General features: G+C 44.8%; 16 protein-coding genes. 13 read left to right on the top strand and 3 right to left on the bottom strand.

The window, feature by feature from the left end:
• Nucleotides 1-16: 16 nt before the first annotated feature.
• Entirely contained in the window at nucleotides 17-1051 is a 1035-nt protein-coding gene (locus TRQ2_RS03235) for a LacI family DNA-binding transcriptional regulator (RefSeq protein ID WP_004083018.1), read from the bottom strand.
• Between the two features lie 237 nt (nucleotides 1052-1288).
• On the opposite strand from TRQ2_RS03235, the gene TRQ2_RS03230 reads away from it, so the two are divergent.
• The 8 genes from TRQ2_RS03230 to TRQ2_RS03195 all read left to right on the top strand — a co-directional run bounded on the left by TRQ2_RS03230 (nucleotide 1289) and on the right by TRQ2_RS03195 (nucleotide 11920).
• Nucleotides 1289-3124, top strand: coding sequence for an ABC transporter substrate-binding protein (locus TRQ2_RS03230; RefSeq protein ID WP_004083020.1), 1836 nt, complete (start codon nucleotides 1289-1291; stop codon nucleotides 3122-3124).
• Between the two features lie 64 nt (nucleotides 3125-3188).
• A complete protein-coding gene (locus TRQ2_RS03225) occupies nucleotides 3189-4193 on the top strand; it encodes an ABC transporter permease (protein ID WP_004083023.1) in 1005 nt (334 codons plus the stop codon).
• An 18-nt stretch (nucleotides 4194-4211) separates the two neighbouring features.
• Nucleotides 4212-5081 (top strand): ABC transporter permease, encoded by an 870-nt coding sequence (locus TRQ2_RS03220; RefSeq protein WP_004083025.1) that lies wholly within the window; start codon nucleotides 4212-4214, stop codon nucleotides 5079-5081.
• A gap of 2 nt (nucleotides 5082-5083) precedes the next feature.
• Nucleotides 5084-6070, top strand: a complete 987-nt coding sequence (locus tag TRQ2_RS03215; protein ID WP_004083027.1) for an ABC transporter ATP-binding protein — start codon at nucleotides 5084-5086, stop codon at nucleotides 6068-6070.
• Entirely contained in the window at nucleotides 6067-7017 is a 951-nt protein-coding gene (locus TRQ2_RS03210) for an ABC transporter ATP-binding protein (RefSeq protein WP_004083029.1), read from the top strand. Before TRQ2_RS03215 ends, TRQ2_RS03210 begins: the two co-directional genes overlap by 4 nt.
• A gap of 15 nt (nucleotides 7018-7032) precedes the next feature.
• On the top strand, nucleotides 7033-9156 hold the full coding sequence (locus TRQ2_RS03205; RefSeq protein ID WP_004083030.1) for an endoglucanase: 2124 nt from the start codon (nucleotides 7033-7035) through the stop codon (nucleotides 9154-9156).
• Between the two features lie 5 nt (nucleotides 9157-9161).
• The gene (locus TRQ2_RS03200) at nucleotides 9162-10502 is read left to right on the top strand and encodes an alpha-L-fucosidase (RefSeq protein WP_012310645.1); all 1341 of its coding nucleotides are present in this window, start codon (nucleotides 9162-9164) and stop codon (nucleotides 10500-10502) included.
• Nucleotides 10499-11920, top strand: a complete 1422-nt coding sequence (locus TRQ2_RS03195) for an L-fucose/L-arabinose isomerase family protein (protein WP_012310644.1) — start codon at nucleotides 10499-10501, stop codon at nucleotides 11918-11920. Before TRQ2_RS03200 ends, TRQ2_RS03195 begins: the two co-directional genes overlap by 4 nt.
• 16 nt (nucleotides 11921-11936) lie before the next feature.
• Here TRQ2_RS03195 and yicI read toward each other — a convergent pair whose 3' ends face one another.
• Nucleotides 11937-14231, bottom strand: coding sequence for an alpha-xylosidase (gene yicI / locus TRQ2_RS03190; protein ID WP_012310643.1), 2295 nt, complete (start codon nucleotides 14229-14231; stop codon nucleotides 11937-11939).
• Between the two features lie 319 nt (nucleotides 14232-14550).
• Here yicI and TRQ2_RS03185 point away from each other — a divergent pair, with 319 nt between their 5' ends.
• The 5 genes from TRQ2_RS03185 (at nucleotide 14551) to TRQ2_RS03165 (ending at nucleotide 21185) form a co-directional block, all read left to right on the top strand.
• Nucleotides 14551-16527, top strand: a complete 1977-nt coding sequence (locus TRQ2_RS03185) for an ABC transporter substrate-binding protein (RefSeq protein ID WP_012310642.1) — start codon at nucleotides 14551-14553, stop codon at nucleotides 16525-16527.
• A gap of 43 nt (nucleotides 16528-16570) precedes the next feature.
• On the top strand, nucleotides 16571-18589 hold the full coding sequence (locus TRQ2_RS03180) for a beta-galactosidase (RefSeq protein ID WP_012310641.1): 2019 nt from the start codon (nucleotides 16571-16573) through the stop codon (nucleotides 18587-18589).
• A gap of 97 nt (nucleotides 18590-18686) precedes the next feature.
• Nucleotides 18687-19175 carry a DUF6512 family protein gene (locus TRQ2_RS03175; protein WP_011943218.1) on the top strand — a complete coding sequence of 163 codons (489 nt, stop codon included), beginning with the start codon at nucleotides 18687-18689 and terminating at the stop codon, nucleotides 19173-19175.
• Nucleotides 19176-19234: 59 nt separating this feature from the next.
• On the top strand, nucleotides 19235-20212 hold the full coding sequence (locus tag TRQ2_RS03170; protein ID WP_012310640.1) for a Gfo/Idh/MocA family protein: 978 nt from the start codon (nucleotides 19235-19237) through the stop codon (nucleotides 20210-20212).
• 13 nt (nucleotides 20213-20225) lie between these two features.
• Nucleotides 20226-21185 carry an aldo/keto reductase gene (locus tag TRQ2_RS03165; protein ID WP_012310639.1) on the top strand — a complete coding sequence of 320 codons (960 nt, stop codon included), beginning with the start codon at nucleotides 20226-20228 and terminating at the stop codon, nucleotides 21183-21185.
• Between the two features lie 22 nt (nucleotides 21186-21207).
• On the opposite strand, the gene TRQ2_RS09615 is transcribed toward TRQ2_RS03165, so the two are convergent.
• Nucleotides 21208-21381, bottom strand: coding sequence for a YHS domain-containing protein (locus TRQ2_RS09615; RefSeq protein WP_012310638.1), 174 nt, complete (start codon nucleotides 21379-21381; stop codon nucleotides 21208-21210).
• Between the last annotated feature and the right edge of the window lie 14 nt (nucleotides 21382-21395).

The following is a 21395-nucleotide window of genomic DNA, read 5'->3' as shown; positions in this document are numbered from 1 at the left end:
AAGAAAAACATTCTTGTCACGAGAAATCTTTTAGTGTTTTTATTGTTCTGACGGAAGATCGCTCCACGAATTTTACCTTTAACACAACTTGCATACGGGGAGATGGTTTCTTTCTATTTTTCATTCTGTCTAAAAGAATTGTTGCTGCTATCAACCCTATTTGTTGGGGGTCTTGTCTTACACAAGTTATCGGCGGATCGAAGATTTCGTTCCAATATGCATCATCGAAACTGACAAGGGATATGTCTTCTGGTATTTTTATATTCAGCTCCTTAGCAGCTTTTAATACTCCTAAAGTCATCAGGTTATTTCCAATGACAATAGCTGTCGGTCTTTCCTGACTTGTCATTATCCTCAGAAAGGATTCATATCCACCCTGTTCAGAGGATCTTCCGTCTCTTATCCACTCTTCGCGGATCTCTATGCTGTCCTTGAAGAGGAGAAAGCCCTTTAATCTTTCTTCTCCAGTAAAAGAACCTCTTAAAGGATGTATGAGACCGATTTTTTTATGGCCATGCTTTACAAGGTAATTAACAAGTATTTCCATTCCTTCTCTATTATCTGAAATTACAAAGTCAGAGTCTACACCTTCTACTAGCCTGTCGAAGAAAACCACGGGAATTTTGAAGTGATTGATTATACTGTTGTATATATCCTTATTTTCCTTCACATTCACAGGCGCAGAAAGAATTCCCTCTACTTTTTGATCGAGGAGAAGTTGTAAATGCTCCCTTTCCTTCACAGGATCGTCATCAGTTGAACAAAGTATAAGTCTGTATCCGAGATGAAACAATGATTTCTCTATACTTGAGACGATATCTGCGAAGAAATTAGCGCTTAACTCAGGTATGAGAACACCAACAGTTCTAGTATTTCCCTTTTTTAAACCCAGAGCCATTAAATTTGGGGTATACCCAATTTCTCTGGCTTTTTCCAGTATTTTCTCCCTCAATTCACTGCTGACACCGGGTTTTCCAGAAAGAGCTCTTGAAACAGTGGAAATTGAGACACCAAAATATTCTGCAATGTCTTTTAGAGTAGCTTTTTTCATGTTGTTGCCTCCCTGTACTCTTCTCTTAATCACTTCATTCACTATTATAACGTTTCCCACGAACTAAGCAAACGTTTGCGTAAATGTGATATGAAAAAATATGGAACGATAAGTTATCATATTTCTTTTTAATTTGAAATAATCGTCTTTTTTGAGATTTTGAATGAAAATGTTTTCATAGTAATCTTATGAGTAAGCTTTACTAAAAACAAAACTTTTTTTTAAGGGGGTGTTTTTATGAAAAGGTTTCTTTTTGTGGCGGTGCTGTTCACCATTTTTGCAGCAAGTTTTGCGCAATTTTTGAATGTTCCCAGAGAACAAACAGTTATAGTACCGGGTCCTAAAACAGCAAATCCGGGAGACTTCAACGTGATAGCAGGATGGAAAGATCCACACAGGGGGATTCAGCAGTTGTTGCTCGAACCACTCTGGATGGATGATCCTGTGAGAGGAGAGATTATTAACGCGCTGGCAGAAACTGGCCCTATTTACAATGAAGATTTTACCAAAATGATTGTAAAACTCAGAAAGGGTGTTTACTGGAGCGATGGTGTACCTTTCACAGCGGACGACGTGGTTTTCACAGTAGAAATGTGCATGAAATATCCAGAAATGGCAAGGCACATGGAATTCAACGAATACATAGACAAGGTCTACAAAGAAGACGACTATACCGTGGTTTTTGAACTGAAGAAACCCAACACAAGATTTCACACGTATTTCATAGACAGATGGGGATACTGGTGGCCCATGCCGAAACACGTTTTTGAAAAGGTTGAAGACCCTGTTGGATTCACTTTCAACCCACCCGTTGGCACAGGTCCTTACGTTCTTAAAGACTACGATCCAGCGGGATACTGGGTTCTCTGGGAAAGAAGGGAAGATTGGCAAAGGACACCGACTGGTATGATTTTTGGTATGCCCAAGCCGAAATATGTGCTCTTCTATGCTTACGAAACAGATGAAAAAATTACTTTAGCATTTCTCCAGAATCAACTTGATGCTGCGGGTATAGGTCCTCAAGCCCTCAAGGCACTCCTCAAAAGAAGCAAGTATGTGAAGCTTTATTCAGATTTCCCATTCGTCCCTCTCGTTGATCCCGTCGTCGGAGGAATCACCATCAACACCGCAAAATATCCGTTCAACATGAAAGAAGTAAGATGGGCTCTGGCTCTCGCACTTGATATTGTGAAACTCTCAGAAACCGAAGAAGGTAACATGCTGATATCTGCGCTTCACATACCGCCACTTCCTCTCTACAGGAAGCTCTACTATGAACCTCTGGAGGAATGGTTGCAGAATCTCACCGTGAACGGTGTAAAGGTGTACGATCCAGACGTTCCCTTGAAGATCGCTGAAGTTGCGAAAAGATACGGCTGGAACGTGCCTGATGACCCTGAAAAGATAAAACTAGGTGTTGGAAGTGGCTGGTGGAAGCATCTCCCGGATGTCGCTGAACAGTTGTTGCTCAGTGTAGGTTTCAAGAGAGATAAAAATGGAAAATGGCTGTTGCCGAATGGAACTCCTTGGAAGATCCAGCTTGGAACGAATCCGAACGATCTTGTAGCCTTCGGTGTTGCTCAGCAGTGGAGAGAGTTTGGTATAGATGTTGATGTCATCACAACTTATATTTCAGGTATAAACGAAGGGAACTTTGAGGTGCTGATAACTGGAAACTGGCCTGCTCCAGAGCCATGGGGAGGCCACGCTGATCTTCACAGAACACTTTACTTCTTCCATTCAAAATATCAAAATAAACCTCTTGGAGAAGGTGTAGGACATGTATCAAGATGGTTTGACGAAAGACTGGATAAAATCATAGACGAAATGGAAAAGCTGGATTGGAACGATCCCCGAAATATAGAATTTGGAAGAGAAGGACTGAAAATACTGGCAGAAGAGCTTCCCACCATACCAATTGGAACTATAGGAGTGTTAACCACAGCCCTTGTCTACAACGATTACTACTGGACCAACTGGCCAACTCTTGAAAATCCATACATGATGCCTTATTGGCACTGGTCACAGTTTAAGTATCTCCTCACCTTCCTTGAACCAACTGGAAGGAAATAACATTCCCCCGCCCCAGACGGGGCGGGCTCTTCTTTGAGATTAGACATAAGGAGTGAGAAAAATTATGAAATTTATAAAAAGCTACCTCATTCCAAGATTGATTCAGTATGTGTACATGGTCGTAATAGGTATAACCCTTGTTTTCCTCATACCAAGACTATCACCAGTAGACCCTATCGAACAGATTTTGAACACGAGATTAAGAATACAAAACACAACACCTGAAGCCGTTATCAAGATGAGGGAAGTTATGGAAGAGCTTTATGGACTGAAAGGCACTCTGTGGGAACAGTACGTTAATCTCTGGAAGAGACTCTTAAAAGGAGATTTTGGTCCATCGATGGTCTATTATCCTGCATCGGTAATAAGCTTGATCAGAAACTCTCTTCCGTGGACCATAGGTCTCCTTACTTTGACAACACTGATCTCATGGGTTTTAGGGTTGGTAATAGGCGCTATATTAGGATATTACAAGGAATCTTTTGGTTCCAAGATTCTTACGGGTATTCTTATGGCTATAAATCCGATACCTTACTATATCTTTGCACTTACACTCCTTCTCCTGTTTTGTTACGTGTTTCCAATTTTTCCACTTGGTGGAGGTTTCTCTGTTGGACAAAAGATCTCTCTTAGCTGGTCTTTTATTCTTGATGTTATAAAACATGGGACATTACCAGCACTGTCTCTTATTATTCTTGGTTTTGCAGGTTGGGGATTGGGAACGAAAATACTCGTTCAAAATCTTCGAGAGGAAGATTACGTTGTTTATGCCAGAATGATGGGATTGAGGAATAGCAAGATTTTATTTTCCTACGTTTTGAGAAATGCTATGCTCCCTCAGGTTACCGGTCTTGGTTTATCTCTTGGTGGAATATTCGGAGGTGCGATGATGACAGAAATTCTCTTCACCTATCCAGGTATAGGGACATTGGCTTATAACGCTGTCAGGGCCAACGATTATAATGTCATGATTGCTATAAGTTTTTTCTCAATCATAGCGGTTGCAACTGCTCTGTTGATACTGGACCTTCTTTATCCTCTGATAGATCCTCGTATAAGGTATAGATAAAAGCAAGGAGTGATCCTGATGAAGAGGATTCTGAGATTGTTTTTCGATATGTGGGAAGATCTAAGATTCAAGTACGCAGTCACAGTTCTTACTGCTTTGGTTCTTCTTTCGATTCTTTCCATTTTTTCTCCTTATGATCCTTACAAATGGTATGTGTTACCAACAAATCAACCACCTTCTTTAGAGCATATCCTCGGAACGGATGGGAAAGGTCAGGATATCTTCTGGCTTCTAACTTTTTCCCTGAAGAATTCTCTGATACTTGCAACAATCGCGGCTGTTTTTTCCAGAATCATAGCGATAACAATAGGAATGCTATCAGGATATCTTGGAGGAACTACGGACAGAATCCTCATGGCTCTAACGGATACATTCATGGTCATGCCTGTTTTTCCCCTCTTACTTCTCTTATCTTCTCTCATAAAGAACTATTTAAGCCTTCCAATTTTGGGACTGATAATAGGTGTCTTTGGATGGGCAGGGGATGCCCGCGTAATAAGATCCATGATTCTAAGCTTGAGAGAAAGAGAATTCGTTGTTACTTCGAAATTTTCCGGTATGAGAACCTTTGAAGTCGTCTTTGGTGATTTTGTACCATATTTGATCCCTGTTATCTCGGGTGGATTCATTGGAAGTATGATGGGTGCCATCGGTTTCGAAATTGTCCTGGCGATACTAGGGTTCACTCGCGTGGAGATTCCCACACTTGGATCCATGTTCCACTGGATGATAAATTTCCAGGCCATGCTCCTTGGATACTGGTGGTGGGTTCTAACACCAATAGTAACGGCTGTTTTCCTTTTCACGGCTCTCTACACACTTTCTCTGAGTATAAACGAATACCTCGATCCGCGAACGCGGATGCAAAGAATAGGGGCGGTGAAGTGATCATGGAGAAGATCGCTGTCGCAGAGAACTTGAGAGCCTACTATTTCATCAAATCTGGAGATAAAACGACTTCCATTAGAGCCGTTGATAACGTTTCCCTTCATTTTTTTGAGAATGAAGTCTATGGAATAGCAGGGGAAAGTGGATGCGGAAAGAGCACTCTTTTGAAAGTACTCTTTGGTGAAATAAAACCCCCGCTCAAATTGGTTGATGGAGAAGTTGTTTTCAAGCTCGACGGCGAAGAGTACAGGATAAACTCTATGAGTCTTGATCAGTTAAAAAAAATCCGCTGGAAATACGTGTCTTACGTTCCGCAAGGCTCAATGAGCGTTTTGAATCCTGTTAGAAAAATCAGGAGGATATTTCTTGATGTCATAGAGGAGCATACTTCAATGTCCAGGGAAGAGGCGTTTTCAAGAATAGAAAGCTATTTCGAAGCTCTTGGTCTTCCTGTTAGAGTGCTTGATTCTTATCCCCATCAGCTCTCCGGTGGTATGAGACAAAGAGTCACAATAGCCCTCGCAACCGTTTTGAACCCTAAAGTGATATTCGCGGATGAACCAACAACAGCCCTCGATGTTGTGGTTCAAAGGGGAGTGATACAACTTCTTAAAAAGATACACAAAGAGCAGAAGAATACATTGGTCATCGTCACACACGATATGGGAGTTCACGCACATCTTGCTACTAGAATCGGCGTAATGTACGCGGGAAGATTGATAGAAGAAGCAGAAACCCATGAGATATTCAAAAATCCTCTTCATCCGTACACAAGGTTCCTAATAAACTCACTTCCAAGATTCGGTGATCGCTCCCGCAAAGAAGGAACACCAGGTTCTCCTCCTTCTCTTGCAAATCTTCCTTCTGGATGTCCTTTTCATCCAAGATGTCCTATTGCGGATCAAATTTGTATGGAGATGGAACCTGACCTTATAGAAGTTGCTAGAAATCATAAAGTGGCTTGCTGGAAAGTAGGTGTTGAGCGATGAGGGTGTCTGTTCGAAATTTAACGAAGATATTTAGAGTAGGAAGCATTTTTTCTCTGAAAAAACTTGTAGCAATTGATAACGTTTCTTTTGAAATTGGCTCTGGGGAAATTTTCTCTCTTGCTGGAGAATCAGGTTGCGGAAAGACAACAACCGCAAAGATTCTTCTCGGATTGGAAGAACCAACTAATGGTGAAGTCTTGTATGACGGAATAAAGCTGAAAGACTTTGTAGAAAATGAAATGCATTTTCTCAAGAAAGTTCAAACAGTTCAACAAAATCCATTTTCCACATTTAATCCTTTTAGAAAGGTGGAAGATTATCTTTTTAAAACTGTACTGAGATTTAAAATGGCCAATACTAAAGATGAAGCGCTAAGGTTAATAGAAGAAAAGCTATCTGTGGTTGGATTGAACTTTGATGAGATTAAGGGAAGATACCCAAGTGAATTTTCAGGGGGACAATTACAAAGAATTTCAATTGCGAGAGCTCTTCTCACTAATCCTTCATTCTTGGTGGCAGATGAACCTGTCTCTATGATTGATGCCTCCTTGAGAATTTCTATAGTCAATCTCTTCAGAGATCTAAAGGAAAGATTTGGTATAAGCATACTTTACATAACTCATGATTTATCAACGGCTTATTATGTGGCAGATAAACTTGCGATCATGTTTAGGGGCAGCATAGTTGAAATGGGAAGGGCACAAGACATACTGGACACACCTTTTCACCCGTATACAAAACTTTTAAAAAGTTCTATCCCTGTTCCTGATCCTGAATACGAATGGGATGAAAATATCAACCTTTCATCCACCGAGCGTGAAGAATTTTTTGCGAAAGGGTGCAAATTTGCGAGCCGTTGCCCGGAAGTTATGAGTATTTGTAGAGAAAGTGTTCCTCCAGACTTTGATGTTAATGGTAGAGTGGTGAAATGCTGGTTATACAAATAGTAAGGGGGTGTAAAAATGCTTAGATCTTTCTTGATTTTATTTTTAGCGATACTGGGTGTTGTTTTTGGAGCAACTTTTGAGTGGAAATCGGTGGAAATCAACGGAGGAGGATTTGTACCAGGAATAATATTCCATCCTGCTAGTCCTGGGCTTTTATATGCGAGAACGGATGTTGGTGGACTTTACAGGTGGGATGAGGAAACAAAGAGGTGGAAGCAATTATTTGATTTTTTGAGAAGAGATCAGTCCGATTACATGGGAGTGTTGAGCGTTGCTCTCGATCCTAGTGATCCGAAGAGAATCTACGCGATGACAGGAAAATACACTCAGGATTGGGCAGGATATGGAGCCATTCTTATCTCGGAAGATTACGGTGAAACGTGGACAATTGTAAACCTTGACAAGTATGGGATAAAAGTTGGTGGGAACGAAGATGGAAGAAACGCTGGTGAAAGATTGCAGGTAGATCCAAATTTCAGTAGCGTGCTTTTTATGGGTACAACGAAATATGGTCTGTGGAAATCAGAAGATTTTGGAAAAAATTGGAAAAAAGTGGATAGTTTTCCCTCAACCAGTGTAACGTTTGTGCTATTCGATGAGAAAAGTGGAGAAAAAGGAAGTCCTACTCCTAGAATTTTTGTTGGATGTTCAGAACCCAAGGGGATCTTTGTAACTGAAGATGGTGGAACCACCTGGAATGTTCTTCCAAACCTGCCGAACGATCTCATTCCATTGCGTGGAAAAATACATGACGGGATCCTTTACGTTACACTTTCCAATGCTTTGGGACCGAATGGTGCTACGAGAGGGGCTGTTATGAAGTATGTGATTGCTGATCAAAAATGGTACGATGTAACACCAATGAAAGGAGATTTCGGATATTGTGGAATAGATGTTCAAGAGAACGTGGTGATAGTATCCACACTCGATAGGTGGTATCCACACGATGAGATATTTATTTCCCTGAACGGAGGAGAAACGTGGAGACCTCTTCTGGAAAAGGCAAATTTTGATATCAACAAAGCGCCCTGGATAAAAGATTTAAATCCTCACTGGATATCTGACGTCAAGATAGATCCATTTGACATGAATAGGGCTATTTTCACAACAGGTTATGGTGTGTGGGTGACTTATGAGTTAAAAAAGTCATTCGAAGGTATGGGAAAACCAGTGAAATGGATATTCGAAAATCGAGGGTTAGAAGAAACAGTTGTTTTGCAACTGGTTCCCCCCATAGGAGAAAGGCCTCTTCTCTCTGCAATCGCCGATTGGGGAGGATTCCGTCACGAAAGTTTGGACACCCCACCATCATCTATGTACAAACCCCTAAAATGGACGTCTCTTGGTATAGCTTTTGCCTATCAGAATTCAAAATTCGTGGCAAGAGTGCATACATACACCTATCCTTTCTTGTCTTACTCCGAGGATGGCGGAATCAACTGGAGAGAGATAGAAACTGTCCCGGAGGGAATAACTGACGGCGGGAGGTTAAGTTTGGCAGTCTCGAACGATGGAAAAACACTGGTCTGGAGTCCAGCGAATCATGAGGTAATTGTTTCAAGCGATAAAGGAAAAAGCTGGAAAAAAGCCATTAGTGTTCCAGTTCCAGAATTCAACTATTTTCCTGCATCTGATCCTGTAAATCCGAGTAAATTTTACATCTTCGATTGGAAAAACGGTGACTTCCTCATAAGTAAAGATGGAGGAAAGAGTTTTATGAAAGGTGCTAAACTTCCTTCTTTTGATAACTGGTGGGTATCGCTTTATTCTTTCCCTGTGTTGGCTCCTGACAGAGAAGGAGATATCTGGTTAGCACTTCAATGGAATGGACTTTACAGATCAAAAGATGGTGGAATAACGTTTGAGCGACTAGGAAACGTTGATATAGCCTACGTGATTGGTTTCGGAGCCCCAAAACCAGGTACTGACTATCCAGCAATTTACCTGAACGGTATGGTGAATGGAGTTTATGGTATTTTCATGTCGACAGATGAGGGCAAAACATGGATGAGAATTAACAACGATAAGCATCAATTTGGATGGATACATTACATGATAGGAGATATGAATGAATTCGGGAGAATTTTCCTTGGTACGGAAGGAAGAGGAATCATCGTTGGTGAAGTGAAGGAGGAATGATTTCTATGAAACCCCGTTACAAACCTGACTGGGAATCTCTGAGGGAACACACAGTGCCGAGGTGGTTCGACGAGGCAAAATTTGGGATCTTCATTCACTGGGGGATTTACTCTGTTCCGGGATGGGCGACGCCCACCGGAGAACTCGGTAAAGTGCCAATGGATGTCTGGTTCTTCCAGAACCCGTACGCAGAGTGGTACGAAAATTCCCTCAGGATCAAGGAGAGTCCCACCTGGAAATACCACGTGAAGACCTATGAGGAAGATTTCGAGTACGAGAAGTTTGCAGATCTTTTCACCGCAGAGAAGTGGGATCCACACGAGTGGGCAGATCTCTTCAAAAAAGCAGGAGCGAAGTACGTGATACCGACAACGAAACACCACGATGGATTCTGTCTGTGGGGGACGAAATACACAGATTTCAACTCCGTGAAGAGAGGACCGAAGAGAGATCTCGTAGGAGATCTTGCAAAAGCCGTAAGAGAAGCAGGATTGAGATTTGGAGTGTACTACTCAGGAGGTCTGGACTGGCGCTTCACGACCGAGCCGATAAGATACCCCGAGGATCTCTCCTACATCAGGCCGAACACTTACGAGTACGCAGATTATGCCTACAAACAGGTCATGGAACTTGTGGATCTGTACCTTCCCGACGTTCTCTGGAACGACATGGGCTGGCCGGATAAAGGAAAGGAAGACCTGAAGTATCTCTTCACTTACTACTACAACAAACATCCAGAAGGTTCTGTGAACGACAGGTGGGGAGTGCCGCACTGGGATTTCAAAACGGCCGAGTACCACGTGAACTATCCGGGGGATCTGCCGGGCTACAAATGGGAGTTTACGAGGGGAATAGGGCTCTCTTTTGGATACAACCGAAACGAGGGGCCGGAACACATGCTCTCTGTTGAACAGCTCGTCTACACACTCGTGGACGTTGTGAGCAAGGGAGGAAATCTCCTTTTGAACGTTGGGCCAAAGGGTGACGGAACGATTCCGGATCTGCAAAAAGAAAGACTCCTGGGCCTTGGTGAATGGCTGAGAAAGTACGGAGATGCCATCTACGGTACTTCTGTCTGGGAAAGGTGCTGTGCGAAGACTGAGGATGGAACAGAGATCAGGTTCACCAGAAAATGTAACAGAATCTTTGTCATCTTTCTCGGTATCCCGACCGGAGAAAAAATTGTAATTGAGGATCTCAATCTATCAGCAGGGACAGTGAGACATTTCCTGACGGGGGAGAGATTGAGCTTCAAAAATGTGGGAAAGAACCTGGAAATCACAGTACCCAAAAAGCTCCTTGAAACAGACAGCATAACACTCGTGTTGGAGGCGGTGGAAGAATGAAGGGAAAATACAGGGTGGGACTCATCAGCTTCTCCGATGGAAGAGAGTACGTGCACAGAGAACTTGAAGGCATTGTGAAAAAGTTCGAAGATGAGATAGCAAAAACTCTGGAAGAAACAGGAGAAGTGGAGGTAATCAGAGCAAAAGAAATCGTGTGGAAGCCTTCAATAGCGAAGAGAGAAGCAAGAAGGCTCGCAGAAGAGGGAGCGGAAGTTACCATCTTCAACTACGCAGTTTGGGCGTTCCCTCATTTCACAGTTCTTGCGAGCAAATTCGCACCGGGTCCGTTTCTACTTTTTTCCAACATAAACCCGCAGTATCCTGGTATGGTTGCGATGCTTTCTGCGGCGGGGGCTCTGGAACAGGACGGAACGAAGCACTACAGGATGTGGGGCAGCATAAAAGACGAGAAAGTTCTCAGGAAAGTGATGGCATTCATCAGAGCGGGAAGCACATACAAAAAACTCAGGGGTCAGAGATACGGTGTGTTCGGTGGAAGATCGATGGGTATGTACACCGCCGTTCCTAACGTGGATCTGTGGAACAAGATTTTCGGTGTCGATGTGGAGCATATAGACCAGTTCGAAATCGTTCGAAGAAGCCAGCTGATACCGGACGAGCGCGCAAGGAAAGGAAGGCTCTGGATTGAAGAGAAAGCAAAAGCGTTTCACTACGATGGGAAGTACCTCACACCCGAAAAGCTCGAACTCCAGATAAAGAGCTATCATGCGGTGAGAGAGATCGTGGAGGAGATGGAGCTGGACTTTGTGGGAATAAAAGGCCAGCTCGAACTCACAGAACACTTCGTGACGATGGATGTGACGGAGGCGTTTCTGAACGATCCCTACGACTGGGAAGAAGAGCACGAACCGATCGTGTGCGCGACAGAGTCAGATTCCGATGGGGCACTCACGATGCAGATCTTCAAGCTGATTGCGAAAACACCCGTGCTCTTTGCGGACGTGAGACACTACGTGGAGGAGTACGATGTACTGGATCTGTGCAACTCAGGAAACCACGCAACGTACTTTGCTGCCAGATCGTTCGATCCCGACGAGAACATGAAGAAAGTGGAGTTCTATCCACAGACGTTCTACTTCCCTGCAGGTGGTGCAGCGGTGAAACACATAGCAGCACCCGGAAAAGTGACACTTGGAAGACTCACAAGGGAAGATGGAAGGTACAGATTCACAGTCGTTCCTGGAGAGTTCGTGGACTTTGGGGAGGAGAAAAACTACGAGATAGCAGACAGCATACAGAACAACTGGCCGCACGCGTTTTTGAAGATGGAGACACCTATAGACGAATTCCTGGCCAAATATTCCTCCAACCACATCCACGGCGTCTACGGAGACTACGTGGAGGAGATCAAAACCTTCTGTGAAATAGCCGGTATCGATTTTGTGCTTATGAAATGAGGGCGCAGAAGCGCCCTCATTTTGTCTTTAAAATCGCTTTCTGGAAGCTGAGAACCACCTCTGTTCCTTTTTCTAGTTCTCTTGTCTCAGCGCCTTCCACAGCTTCAAGCCTTTCGTTCCAGAACAGCAGCTTCCATGGTTTTCCGGAGTCCTTCAGGACCTCAACGTGTATCTCGTTTCCTTTTCTCTCTACTTTCACACTCAATTCCACCTCGCCCCGTGTGTTGTAAACATGCGCTGTTTTGTTTGAAATTTCAAAAACGTTCAATGTGACACCGTCTGCGTAATCGTAATCCGGCCTGTCATCGACGGACCCTGCCGGAATTATAGAGTTCGGTCTTGCAAAGAGTGGGAGTCCGAAGTAGTCGTATTTTTCTGTTCTCCACCTTCCTCCTTTCACCCTCTCGCCGGTGAGAAAGTGAGTCCAGACTCCCTCTGGAAGGTAGTAGGTTACCTCTCCCGTCTCGCTGAAGATCGGAGCGACAAGGAGTGATTCTCCCAGCATGTACTGTCTGTCCAGATAGAGACAGGTGGGATCGTCTGGAAACTCAAGAATCATGGGTCTCATGACAGGGATTCCCCTCTCATGTACTTCGACTGCGCTAGCGAATATATAGGGCATGAGCTTGCACTTCAGTTTCGTGAAAAATCTGAGCACCTCCACCGCTTCTTCATCGAAGTTCCAGGGAACCTTGTACATCGAATTTCCGTGGAGCCTGCTGTGAGAGGACAGAAGACCGAATGCCACCCATCTCTTGTACAGATCCGGTGTTGTGATGTCCTCGAATCCTCCAATGTCGTGACTCCAGAAACCGAAACCGCACAGTGCGAGAGAAAGACCCCCTCTCAGGGTTTCCGCCATGGACTCATAGGAAGCCAGACAATCTCCTCCCCAGTGGACCGGGAATTTCTGACTCCCTGCCGTTGCAGACCGCGCGAAGACGACAGCGTTTCTCTTTCCGAGTTTTCTCTCCAGAGTTTCAAAGACGGTTTTGTTGTACAGATAGGTGTAGTAGTTGTGCATTTTCTCAGGATCGGATCCGTCGTAATAGACCACATCTGTGGGGATTCTCTCTCCAAAGTCCGTCTTGAAACAGTCAACCCCCATATCTATCAATCTTTCCAGTTTTGAAGCGAACCACTTTCTGGCTTCTGGATTCGTGAAATCGATGATCGCCATTCCTGGTTGCCAGTCGTCCGTCTGCCAGACATCTCCGTCTGGTTTTTTCAGGAAATAGCCCTTTTCTTTTCCCTCGTCAAAGAGACTCGAAAACTGAGAGACATAGGGGTTTATCCAGACGCACACCTTCAGTCCCTTCTCTTTGAGGCGTTTCAACAACCCTTCAGGGTCGGGGAAGTTCTCCCTGTTCCACTCAAGATCCACCCAGTGAAACTCCTTCATCCAGAAGCAGTCGAAGTGAAAGACATGAAGGGGTATGTCACGTTCTCTCATGCCATCCACGAACTCCATCACAGTTCTCTCATCGTACTGTGTGGTGAAGGATGTGGTGAGCCAGAGTCCAAAGCTCCAGCCAGGAGGAAGTTCTGGCCGTCCTGTGAGAAGTGTGTAGCGTTCCAGAACTTCTTTCAGATCTTTTCCAGCGATGATGAAATAGTCCAGAGTCTCTCCTTTCACACTGAACTGCACCTTTTCCACATGTTCTGTTGCAATTTCGAAGTCCACCTTTCCAGGATCGTTCACGAAGACACCGTACTTTCTGCTGCTCACATAGAACGGGATGTTCTTGTAGGTCATATCGGAGATCGTTCCGGCGTCCTCGTTCCACATGACAACTCTCTGACCGTTTTTGACGAAAGGTGAGAATCTTTCTCCGAGACCGTAGATCATCTCTCCCACACTCAGATGAAGTCTTTCAAGACAGAACCTCCCTTCTGGTGCCACGGCGTATCCCAGATCCGATTTCGTGAGGAAACGATCTTCGTAGAAGAATTCCATCTTGAGAGGATTCTTCCTTATGATCGCTTTTACCTTTCCTGAGGTGAAGATAAAACTTCCTTCTGTTTCTTTGATATCCGGTGTGAAGCTTTCATCCTGGTGGATTTCGTAGTACGGTGACTTTTCGAGTACTCCCTTGAAATGTCTGAACCGAATTCTTATTACGTTTTCAAACGGAGAGGAGATCTCGATCTCGAAGACCGGACCCTGAAGCGTCTGTCCCCGGTGCTCCACCCTCTGAAACGGCGATCGAAGGATCAATCTTTTTCCATCGCAGGAGTATTCGTACACCTGTTCTGGTTTGAACAGCTGTACCCCTTCTCTCAATCTCCACAGCCCTTCTGTGAAACGCATCTTGGCCCACCTCCTTTTGAACTAAGATTATCATGAAACTGTTTTCACGCAGAGTTTGAATAATTCCTCTGAAACCAGATACCAGCGAATTATAGAAGATTAACGTCGAGTATCTTTTCTGAAGGCTTTTTCAAATTAGGAAATACAGTTTCAGATGAGAAAATTGACGGTAAAAATCGATATTTATCGATAGTTGTGAATAATTCCAGAAAATCGGATTTTTTCGTGTTTGGTTCTCTTTGTACAGTGGTGGTAGTATAATAACGAAGAAATTTCTTTAGAGGAAAAAATAAAAACATTCATCAAAGGGGGTGTGTTCATGAGGAAAGTCTTTGTTTTTCTGCTGGTCTCATTGTTCATTGTGATTGGTCTTTCCTGGAGTGTCTACGCAACACCTGAAGACTACTACAAAGCCACGGGTAAAAAGATTGAAAAGTTCAACGAGGCACCCATGCTTGCCGAACTTGTGAAACAAGGAAAGCTCCCACCGGTCGAGCAGAGGCTTCCAAAGGAACCTCTTGTTGTAGTTCCTGAGGAAAGTGTAGGACAGTACGGTGGCACCTGGAGGAGAGTCTGGAAAGGGCCTTCTGACAGGTGGGGTATTCCCAGGATCAACCAAGCGAGTCTTGTGTTCTGGGACAAGAACGGAGAGAAGTTTGTACCGGGAGTAGCGAAAAGCTGGGACATACTTGAAAATGGAAAAGTATATGTCTTTCATCTCAGAGAAGGCATGAAGTGGTCCGATGGTCATCCCTACACTTCCGAAGATATTCTTTTCTGGGTCGACGATATACTGGGGAACGATGAACTCACCCCTGCGAAACCCGCCTGGTACAGACTTCTCGACAGGGTGGAAGCTCCTGATCCCTACACGGTGAAATTCGTGTTCAAACAACCGTACGCTCTGTTTCTGCTTCAGGTGGCGAACAGAGGATTCACAGGCTCTCCCAAACATTTCTTGAAGCAATTCCACCCCAATTACACCCCTATGGAAGAGATCGAAAAGAAAATGGTTGAGGGTGTTCACAACACATGGGTAGATCTTTTCAATGACAAAAGTGATTTTCTCGAAAGTCTTGATCTGCCCGTTTTGACACCCTGGAAACCCATCACAGATCCAACAGAACAGTTCTACATACTCGAGAGAAATCCATACTTCTGGGCGGTTGACATCGAAGGGAATCAACTGCCTTACATCGATAGGATCAGACACGAATACGTTCAAAGTAGTGAGGTTATCATGTTGAAAGCAATCTCCGGAGAAATCGATATGCAGTGGAGGCACATTGGTCTTCTGGGACCCGGCCCGGGTGTTTTGCCGCTTCTTCTCGAAAACGCCAAGAGCGGTGGTTACAAGGTTTTGAGATGGAAAACCGACAATGGATCCGTGAGCATGGTGATGCTGAACATCTCCGATCCACCAGATCCTGTACTCGGAGAAGTTTTCAGGGATGTGAGATTCAGACAGGCGCTTTCACTTGCTATCAACAGAGAGGAGATCAACGAGATTCTCTTCAACGGACTCGCAGAACCAAGGCAAGCCTCGTTCGTGAGTGGATCTCCGTACTACGATCCCGAATGGGAGAAGGCGTATGTGGAGTATGATCCAGACAGAGCAAACAAACTCCTCGACGAAATGGGACTGAAGTGGGACAGCAAACGCGAGTACAGACTTCTTCCCAATGGAAAACCTCTGAGATTCACCGTACAGGTCACTGGTCAGACCCACGTTGATGTCTGGACGATGGTGAAAGAATACTGGAAACAGATAGGTGTGTGGGTCGAAATCGAAAACCTCGAAAGGTCACTCTATGATTCGAGGCTCAGTGCACACGATTTCGATGCACAGGCTTGGGTGATGGACAGGGCAAGTCAGCCCCTTGTGGATCCCCTGTGGATCATTCCTGGAAGCACGGAGTACGCTTCCGCGTGGTACATTGGCTGGGCTGATTGGGCTGGTTCTTACCTTGAAGGAGAAGAATCTCTGAAGGAATATCTACAGCAGGAAGATGCGATCGTTCCACCCGAGGGTATAAAGGAGACTCTCGAAAAGCTACTCGACGTATGGAAGGAGATTCAAAACACTTCCGATCCTGAAAAGATCAAGGAACTCATGAAAGAAGTAACGAAGATCCACAGGGAAAATCTCTGGATGATAGGAACAGTGGGCGAAGATATATCTCCTGCCATCGTTAAGAACAACTTCAAGAACGTACCGGAGGAACTGGTGACGGCAACGCCGTTCTTCAGTCCATGGAACGCCATGCCGATACAATTCTACATAGAACAGAAATGAGAAAGCCCCGGCGATCGCCGGGGTTTTTTGGAGGTGAACGTGGGTGGTAAATCCGAAACTTCCTGTGATCTGGTACGGAGGAGACTACTACCCGGAACAGTGGGACGAGGAAACGTTCGAAAGAGATATCAGGATGTTCAAAGAAGCAGGTATCAACGTGGTCACCCTCGGGGTTTTCTCATGGAGTCTTATCCAACCAGACGAGAACACTTACGATTTTTCGTTCTTCGAAAAAGTGATGGATCGTCTGTACAAAGAAGGTATCTATGTCTGTCTTGCAACTCCCACATCCGCTCCCCCTCACTGGATGACGCAGAAATACCCTGAAATCCTTCTCACAGACGTGAACGGTGTAAAGCGAGAGAAGGGAGGCAGACAGAACTTTTGTCCCAACAGTGAGAAGTACAGATATTTTGCAAGAAACATCGCAGAGAAACTCGCAGAACATTTCAAGGATCACCCTGCTCTCGTTCTTTGGCACGTGAACAACGAATATTTGAACTACTGCTACTGTGATATCTGCAGGGGGAAGTTTCAGAATTGGTTGAAGGAAAAGTACGGCACACTCGATGAATTGAACAGAAGATGGAACACGCGTTTCTGGTCCCAGACCTTCACCGCCTGGGAAGAGATTCCTGTTCCAACAACGAGAAGTGTTCTCTTCTGGAGAAAGGACAGGTATCAATCTGTTCTTCCGGAACTTTATCTGGATTACAGACGCTTCATGACACAGAGTATGCTCGAGTGTTTCCTGGAGGAATACAGGGCAATAAAGAAACACACTCCAGACATACCCGTCACCACGAATCTGATTGCGGCAACTTTCAAGGAGTGGAACTATTTCGAATGGGCGAATCATATGGACGTTGCAGCATGGGACAACTATCCCGGTTACAAAGAAGATTTCTCCGTGATTTCTTTGAGACACTCTCTGATACGCGGTTTGAAAGAAGGAAAACCCTTCGTCCTAATGGAACAGTCTCCTTCGCAGGCGTGCTGGAGATGGTACAATCCCCAGAAAAGACCAGGAGAGATGAGGCTCTGGAGTTATCACGCTCTCGCTCACGGTGCAGAGACTCTCATGTTCTTTCAGCTGAGACAATCAAAGGGAGGAGTAGAAAAATTCCACGGGGCTGTTATCACGCATGTCGACAGTCCGAACACAAGGGTCTTTCAAGAAGTGAAAAGAGTGGGAGAAGAGATAAAGTCCTTATCGGATATTCTCGACACAAGGGTTGTCTCACAGACTGCTCTTCTTTTCGACTGGGAAAGCTGGTGGGCGATGGAAGACACTCTGACACCGAACATAGACTTCAAGTACCTGAACGAAGCAGAAAAGTATTTCAAGGCACTTGTGAAAACCGGCCTTGGAGTCGATGTTGTTGGTAAAGATCAGAATTTTGAGGGATACAGGATCATCGTTGCTCCGGCGCTTTACATGGTGGACGAAGAACTTGCACGGAAGCTGAAAGATTACGTCTCGAACGGAGGAATCTTGATCCTCACAACAATGAGCGGTATTGTCGATGAAGACGATCAGGTTGTTCTGGGAGGTTATCCAGGTTATCTTCGCGATCTTATGGGGGGCTATGTGGAAGAAATAGATGCTTTGCCACCTGAGGAGAAAAACGAAATCTTGATGTTTGGCAAAAGGTACGAGTGTAGTTTGGTGTTTGACTACATAAAAACCACCACAGCGGAAGTGCTCGGAAGATTTGGAAGGGACTATTACATGAACGAACCTGCCGTGTTGAGAAACAGATACGGTGGTGGATGGGTTTACTACGTAGGTTCTTCCGCGTCTTTCGATCTTGTATGGGATCTTGTGAAGTTCATAGAGAGAGAACACGATCTCAGAGCAGAGATCACACCGCCAGATGGTGTAGAGGTGATAAAGAAAGTCAAAGGAGAGAAGACCTTCTACTTTCTCTTCAATCACTCTCATGAACCGCAGATCGTTGACTTGCCGGAAGGAACGTTCAGGGATCTGATCAAAGGAAATTTGTATGAAAAAAAGGCAAGACTGCAACCGCTCGATGTCTTGATCCTTCTGAAAGAGTGAGAGTTTTACCAACAGTAGTGTGTTCAAGGGCGGATTTCCGCCCTTTTTTGTTCTGGTGTTAGAATTTGTACAAGCTTCGTATAGGGGAGGTGTGATGATGCTCTGGAAGGCTTTGATCTTTCTGGGTATCTACGCTGTTCTTCACTTTGGCTACGAACTCTCCGGCTGGGAATTCTTAAAGCCCATCTGTGGAGTTGACGAGTCTGTCTTTGAACATCTCAAGATCGGCTTCTGGGCGTACTTTTTCACGAATATCATCGAGTATTTCTTCGCAAAGAAAAAACACGGGTTCTGGTATCCTCGTATCCTATCAACAGTTCTTCTTCCCTGGTTCATAGTGCTCATCTGGTACATGCTTCCTGTGTTCTTTGGACACATCGAATCGCTTGCTGTGGATCTTTCCTGGGCTTTTGTGGTAACCTTCCTTGCTGCGATCCTGTCGGAAATTTTCGAGAGAAATCTGGAAAGAAATTCTCTCGGAACAGATTTCAAAACAGTGATAGTTGTACTTTTCATCATCTCCATAATCTTCTACACCGCTTTTTCATTTGAAAAACCCTGGATCGACGTCTTCACTGAACATTGAAATGAAAACATTTTCAAACTATAATGTATTTGGAAACCACATGAAAGAAGGTGAAGCCTTTGAGAAAGATCAGATTGGGTGTTGTGGGGTGTGGAATCGCCGCTCGAGAGCTGCACCTTCCTGCTCTGAAGAACCTTTCCCATCTCTTTGAGATCACGGCTGTCACGAGTAGAACGAAGTCTCACGCTGAAGAGTTCGCGAAAATGGTCGGAAATCCTGTTGTTTTCGATAGATACGAGGAACTTTTGGATTCTGGTCTTGTTGACGCGGTCGACCTCACACTTCCCGTTGAATTGAACCTCTCGTTCATTGAAAAGGCCCTTCAAAAAGGAGTCCATGTGATCTGTGAAAAACCCATTTCAACGGACGTAGAAACGGGAAAGAAAGTTGTCGAGTTGTCAAAAAAGTCTGAAAAAACAGTCTACATCGCGGAAAATTTCAGACACGTTCCAGCGTTCTGGAAGGCAAAAGAACTGGTTGAGAGCGGGTCGATAGGTGATCCTGTTTTCATGAGCTGGCAGATCTGGGTGGGAATGGACGAAAACAACAAATACGTTCACACCGACTGGAGGAAGAAACCGAAACACGTTGGAGGTTTTCTCTCGGACGGTGGTGTTCACCACGCGGCGGCGATGAGGTTGATCCTTGGTGAGATAGAATGGGTTTCCGCCGTTGCGAAGGATCTTTCTCCGCTTCTCGGGGGAATGGATTTTCTTTCCTCTATATTCGAGTTCGAAAACGGCACAGTCGGAAACTACACGGTTTCGTACTCTCTGAAGGGAAAAGAGCGGTTTGAAATCACAGGAACGAAGGGAAGAATTTCAATATCCTGGGACAGGATCGTTCTGAACGAAGAGGAAATAAGAGTTCCACAGGAAAACAGCTACCAGAAAGAGTTTGAAGATTTCTATCACGTGGTTGTGGAGGGAAAATCGAACGATCTGGGAAGTCCGGTTCAGGCTCTGAAGGATCTTGCATTTATAGAAGCCTGTGTGAAATCGGGGGGAAACAGAGTGCTCGTTTCAAGTCTACTGTAAGGAGGTGTTTTCAATGGAGTACAGAAAAGTAGGAAAATGGGGCGTCAAGATCAGCGAACTCTCTCTTGGATCCTGGCTCACGTTTGGAAAACAGCTCGACCTCGATACTGCCACAGAAGTGGTGAAAAAGGCGTTCAACAGTGGAATAAACTTCTTCGACACGGCAGAGGCGTACGCAGGTGGAATAGCAGAGGCGATGCTTGGAAAAATACTCAAGAACTTCAGAAGAGAGGACCTCGTCGTTTCCACAAAGATCTTCTGGGGTGGAAGTGGCCCGAACGATCTGGGGCTTTCGAAGAAGCATCTTCTCGAGGGAACCTGGAACTCTTTGAAGAGGCTTCAGATGGACTATGTGGATATCCTCTACTGTCACAGACCCGATCCGAACGTTCCCATGGAAGAAGTTGTCTTCGCGATGGACTACATTTTGAGAGAAGGGCTTGCACTCTACTGGGGAACCTCTGAGTGGAGTGCAAAGGAGATAGAGGAAGCGCACAGGGTTTGTAAGGAACTGGGCGTCATGCCTCCCATCGTGGAGCAACCGCAGTACAACATGTTCGTGAGAGAAAGGGTGGAAAAGGAGTACGCACCTCTCTACGAAAAGTACGGCATGGGGCTGACTACTTATTCACCTCTCGCGTCTGGCCTTCTTTCTGGAAAATACAACAACGGAATTCCAGAGAATTCAAGACTTGCCACGTTCCCGCAGGTGAGGAAGTGGCTTGAAGAGGGAGGTCTTCTCAACGAAAAAACCTTCGAAAAGCTCAGAAAACTCCAGAATATAGCGGACCAGCTCGGAGCGAGCCTTCCACAGCTTGCCATCGCGTGGATCTTGAAAAACAAAAACGTCAGCAGTGTCATTCTCGGAGTGAGCAGACCAGAACAGCTCGAAGAGAACCTGAAAGCAGTCGAGATCAAAGAAAAACTCACAGATGAAGTAATGGAAGAGATAGAAAAGATCCTGAATGAATAAAAGGCGCCGGACGGCGCCTTTTTCAATGACAACAACCGCGTGATCTTCCCTGATGAGCGTACTGTTCTGGATTGTCTTTGAACTTTTCAGCGCATTTGTGAGAACAGAAGTAGTACTCTTTCCCCATGTATTCCACCTTTTCCACCGCCTCTTCCTTTTCGATCTTCATTCCGCAGACGGGATCCTTCACTTTCATAAAATCCACCTCCT

Source organism: Thermotoga sp. RQ2 (assembly GCF_000019625.1).
In the GTDB taxonomy this organism is placed as follows: domain Bacteria; phylum Thermotogota; class Thermotogae; order Thermotogales; family Thermotogaceae; genus Thermotoga; species Thermotoga maritima.
The sequence above is the reverse complement of the archived record's forward strand: the minus strand, read 5'-3'. Positions and strand labels throughout refer to the sequence as shown.

What these genes read in the sequence shown, in the direction of transcription:
- TRQ2_RS03235 (WP_004083018.1), bottom strand. Translation starts at nt 1,051, where the DNA reads ATGAAAAAAGCTACTCTAAAAGACATTGCAGAATATTTTGGTGTCTCA.
- TRQ2_RS03210 (WP_004083029.1), top strand. Translation starts at nt 6,067, where the DNA reads ATGAGGGTGTCTGTTCGAAATTTAACGAAGATATTTAGAGTAGGAAGC.
- TRQ2_RS03220 (WP_004083025.1), top strand. Translation starts at nt 4,212, where the DNA reads ATGAAGAGGATTCTGAGATTGTTTTTCGATATGTGGGAAGATCTAAGA.
- TRQ2_RS03230 (WP_004083020.1), top strand. Translation starts at nt 1,289, where the DNA reads ATGAAAAGGTTTCTTTTTGTGGCGGTGCTGTTCACCATTTTTGCAGCA.
- TRQ2_RS03195 (WP_012310644.1), top strand. Translation starts at nt 10,499, where the DNA reads ATGAAGGGAAAATACAGGGTGGGACTCATCAGCTTCTCCGATGGAAGA.
- TRQ2_RS03205 (WP_004083030.1), top strand. Translation starts at nt 7,033, where the DNA reads ATGCTTAGATCTTTCTTGATTTTATTTTTAGCGATACTGGGTGTTGTT.
- yicI (WP_012310643.1), bottom strand. Translation starts at nt 14,231, where the DNA reads ATGCGTTTCACAGAAGGGCTGTGGAGATTGAGAGAAGGGGTACAGCTG.
- TRQ2_RS03165 (WP_012310639.1), top strand. Translation starts at nt 20,226, where the DNA reads ATGGAGTACAGAAAAGTAGGAAAATGGGGCGTCAAGATCAGCGAACTC.
- TRQ2_RS03175 (WP_011943218.1), top strand. Translation starts at nt 18,687, where the DNA reads ATGCTCTGGAAGGCTTTGATCTTTCTGGGTATCTACGCTGTTCTTCAC.
- TRQ2_RS09615 (WP_012310638.1), bottom strand. Translation starts at nt 21,381, where the DNA reads ATGAAAGTGAAGGATCCCGTCTGCGGAATGAAGATCGAAAAGGAAGAG.
- TRQ2_RS03185 (WP_012310642.1), top strand. Translation starts at nt 14,551, where the DNA reads ATGAGGAAAGTCTTTGTTTTTCTGCTGGTCTCATTGTTCATTGTGATT.
- TRQ2_RS03225 (WP_004083023.1), top strand. Translation starts at nt 3,189, where the DNA reads ATGAAATTTATAAAAAGCTACCTCATTCCAAGATTGATTCAGTATGTG.
- TRQ2_RS03200 (WP_012310645.1), top strand. Translation starts at nt 9,162, where the DNA reads ATGAAACCCCGTTACAAACCTGACTGGGAATCTCTGAGGGAACACACA.
- TRQ2_RS03215 (WP_004083027.1), top strand. Translation starts at nt 5,084, where the DNA reads ATGGAGAAGATCGCTGTCGCAGAGAACTTGAGAGCCTACTATTTCATC.